3 protein-coding genes are annotated in these 3,796 nt (G+C 39.2%); all 3 read left to right on the forward strand.

Translation table 11 applies throughout. The features are described 5' to 3' along the window. Positions 1–324: 324 nt before the first annotated feature. The gene (locus tag ABZA26_RS09865) at positions 325–804 is read left to right on the forward strand and encodes an NAD(P)H-dependent oxidoreductase subunit E (RefSeq protein WP_372714352.1); all 480 of its coding nucleotides are present in this window, start codon (positions 325–327) and stop codon (positions 802–804) included. A 98-nt stretch (positions 805–902) separates the two neighbouring features. After that, complete coding sequence (locus ABZA26_RS09870) at positions 903–2,615, forward strand: NADH-ubiquinone oxidoreductase-F iron-sulfur binding region domain-containing protein (RefSeq protein ID WP_372714354.1); 1,713 nt, start codon at positions 903–905, stop codon at positions 2,613–2,615. A gap of 10 nt (positions 2,616–2,625) precedes the next feature. Then, positions 2,626–3,796, forward strand: a 1,171-nt coding sequence (locus tag ABZA26_RS09875) for a [Fe-Fe] hydrogenase large subunit C-terminal domain-containing protein (protein WP_372714353.1), incomplete at its 3' end; no start/stop codon positions are given.

Consider the following 3,796-nt stretch of genomic DNA (forward strand, 5'->3'; position numbering starts at 1 on the left):
GGCGTTAAAAGAAACATATACTTCCTAGACATTTGAAAAATCTTGACCTGTTGGTTACTTTTCTGTCAAGAGAAAAGTAACAGAATCTGTGCAAATTCAAGAATTTAATTAAATATAGATAACCATTGTAAGATTGGCTTTCACTAAGTTAATTAATTATCAAAACTAAAAATTTTTCATTTAATAAGCTAAATTCTAGCAATAATAATTAGACAAACATAAAATAATCAATGGGAAAAATATATTTTAATAGGAAAGAAGCCCTTTATTCTTAATAGATATATTAATGGTGTAGGTGTATCTTTATGAAAAAAGGAGGATATCATGAATTGTGAAAATAATTACAAAAAAAATATGTTCAATGAATTGGATATATTCATAGGCCAACTTGAAACAAAAGAAGGCGAGCTCATAAGCGTACTACATAAGGCTCAGGAGATATTTGGTTATCTGCCGGTGGAGGTTCAGGAGTTCATCGGTGAAAAAATGGGAATACCTATTTCCCAGATTTACGGTGTTATTACTTTTTATTCCTTTTTTACAACTACACCTAAGGGTGAACATCCTATCTCTGTATGTATGGGAACAGCCTGCTATGTCAACGGCTCTGAAAAGATTTTAAATGAACTGACGAGAGAGCTTGGGGTCAAAGTGGGTGAAACTACAAACAACGGAAAATTTTCTATTGATGTACTAAGATGCATTGGTGCCTGCGGAATGGCTCCTATTATCAAGGTAGGTAATAAAACCTACGGTCGGGTAGAGGCAGAACAGATAAAGCATATATTGAAAGAATATGATTAATCGGAGGGATGAATGTGCTTAATACTATAGAAGATTTGAAAAATATAAAAGAAAAATATCAAAAAGATGAAAAGGATAAAACTCTTATAAAGATATCTATGGCAACTTGCGGAATCACAGCAGGAGCAGACACTCTCTATGAATTTTTTGAAGAGGAGCTAGACAGAGAGGGAGATGACAGCATACAACTGGTTCCTACTGGCTGTATGGGACTTTGCCATTCTGAACCGACTATAGAGGTAACTATCCCTGGTCAGAATCCAGAAATTTTTGGAAACGTGGATCTGCCCAAGGCTGAAAAAATACTGAAGGATATCAAATATAAAAAAGTACATGAAACAGATGTATTTATAAGCAGCAAATTGAAAAAAATAGTTCTCAGAAATTGTGGTTTTATGGACCCTGAAAATATAGAAGAAGCAATATCCAGAGATGCGTATTTTGCCCTGTATAAGTCCCTTTCCGAAATGTCCAGACAGGATGTAATAGATGAGATAAAAATTTCCGGTTTAAGAGGAAGAGGTGGCGGTGGCTTCCCTACAGGTCTCAAATGGCAGTTTGCTTTCAATAAAGAGGTAGATAAAAAATATGTAGTCTGCAATGCCGACGAAGGAGACCCGGGAGCATTTATGGACAGATCGGTCCTAGAGGGAGACCCACACTCTGTATTGGAAGCCATGGCAATATGCGGATATGCCATAGGATCAGATGAAGGTTTGATTTATATCAGAGCAGAGTACCCTCTGGCAATAAAAAGACTAAAAATAGCTATAAAGCAGGCCAACGAATACGGTGTTCTGGGAAAAAATATATTCGGGGCAGGTTTTAATTTCAAAATAACCCTAAAATACGGGGCGGGAGCCTTTGTCTGCGGAGAGGAAACTGCACTCATACACTCAATGGAAGGAAAAAGGGGTGAGCCTACCTTGAAACCTCCATTCCCTGCAGAGGCAGGCTACTGGAAAAAACCTACCAATGTGAACAATGTGGAAACGTTGGCAAATATCCCAGCGATAATAAACAACGGAGCAAGCTGGTTCAAGAGTATAGGAACAGAAAAATCACCAGGTACTAAGGTCTTTGCCCTGGCTGGTAAAATAAAAAATGTGGGACTTATAGAGGTGCCTATGGGAACATCTCTTCAGGAAGTAATCTTTGATATTGGTGGCGGAATCACTAAAAACAAAAAATTTAAAGCTGTACAGACAGGGGGACCTTCTGGAGGATGTCTTACAGAAAAAGACTTGGACACACCTATCGACTTTGATTCCCTAAAAGAAAAAGGATCTATGATGGGTTCCGGTGGACTGATAGTAATGGATGAAGACGACTGCATGGTGGCAGTGGCAAAATTCTACCTGGGATTCACAGTAGAAGAGTCCTGCGGGAAATGTACACCTTGCAGGATAGGTAACAAGAGATTATACGAGATCCTGGACAGGATAACAAAGGGAAAAGGAACAGTAAATGATCTTCAGCTTCTAAAAGACCTCTCTAAAACTATAAAGAGGGCATCTCTTTGCGGACTGGGTAAAACATCTCCCAACCCTGTGCTTTCAACTTTAAATAATTTTTATGATGAGTATCTGGCACACGTCAAGGATAAAAAATGTCCTTCTACTGTCTGCACGAGTCTTATCCAGTTTACCATCACAGACAAGTGTATAGGTTGTACTGCCTGTGCAAAAGTATGTCCTACTGAAGCTATTCTGGGAAGAGTAAAAGAGAAGCACTATATCTATCAGGACAGATGTATCAAGTGTGGGGCTTGCTATAATGCGTGCAGATTTAACGCCATAAAGAAAGCATAGGAGGTTATCCATGGAAATGGTCAAAATAAAAATAAACGGTATAGAGGTAGAGACTCCAAAACACTCTACTATTCTGGCAGCTGCCAAAAGTATAGGGGTCCGGATTCCTACTCTGTGTCAGCTGAAAATGGGCGATATTGGTTATGTCCACGATCCGGCTTCTTGTCGAATGTGTGTGGTTGAGGTAAATGAGCAGGAAAATCTATATCCGGCCTGTGAAACAAAGGTCTACGACGGAATGGATATTATTACCAATTCAGCAGAGCTCATACAGATAAGAAAAAATATTTTAGAGCTTATTCTCTCTAATCATCCGAAAGGGTGCCTGACATGCTCAAAATCAGGAGAATGTGAACTCCAGGACCTGGCAGATGAATTTAAAATAAAAAACATAAGATTTGAAGGGGAAAAATCAGAATACAGATCAGATTCATCTCCTGCAATAATAAGGGATATGGATAAATGTATCATGTGCAGAAGATGTGAGACAATGTGCAATAAGATTCAGACATGTAACATTCTTTCTGCTGTAAACAGGGGATTTGAAACTGTAGTGGCTCCATCCCATGAAAAAGACCTTGACGATACAGCGTGTACATTCTGCGGTCAGTGCGTGGCAGTGTGTCCTGTGGGTGCTCTCCATGAAAAAGATTATACCTGGGAAGTGGTGGACCTGCTTGCAAATCCTTCTAAAACTGTAATTGTACAGGTAGCACCTTCTGTACGGGTAGCCCTCGGAGAAGAATTCGGGCATGAGCCTGGTACAGATGTCACAGGAAAGATGGTTACCGCTCTTCGGAGAATAGGATTTGACTATGTATTTGATACAAATTTTGCAGCCGATCTCACAATCATGGAAGAGGCATCAGAATTGAAATCAAGAATAGAACGACATTTGGCAGGAGACAAAGATGTAAAGCTTCCTATCTTGACCTCTTGTTGCCCTGCCTGGGTGAAATTTATCGAACACAATTTCCCGGATATGCTTGATATACCATCCACTGCAAAATCTCCGCAACAGATGTTCAGTGTTATCGCTAAAGAGTTTTGGGCAAAGGAGATGGGAATAAAAAGAGAAGATTTAATTGTGGTTTCTGTAATGCCGTGTCTTGCAAAAAAATACGAGGCTTCCAGAGAGGAATTTTCAAAAGATGGAAATCCTGATACAGACATCTCCATAA

The sequence above is a fragment of the Ilyobacter sp. genome (assembly GCF_041583315.1).
Lineage (GTDB): Bacteria > Fusobacteriota > Fusobacteriia > Fusobacteriales > Fusobacteriaceae > Ilyobacter.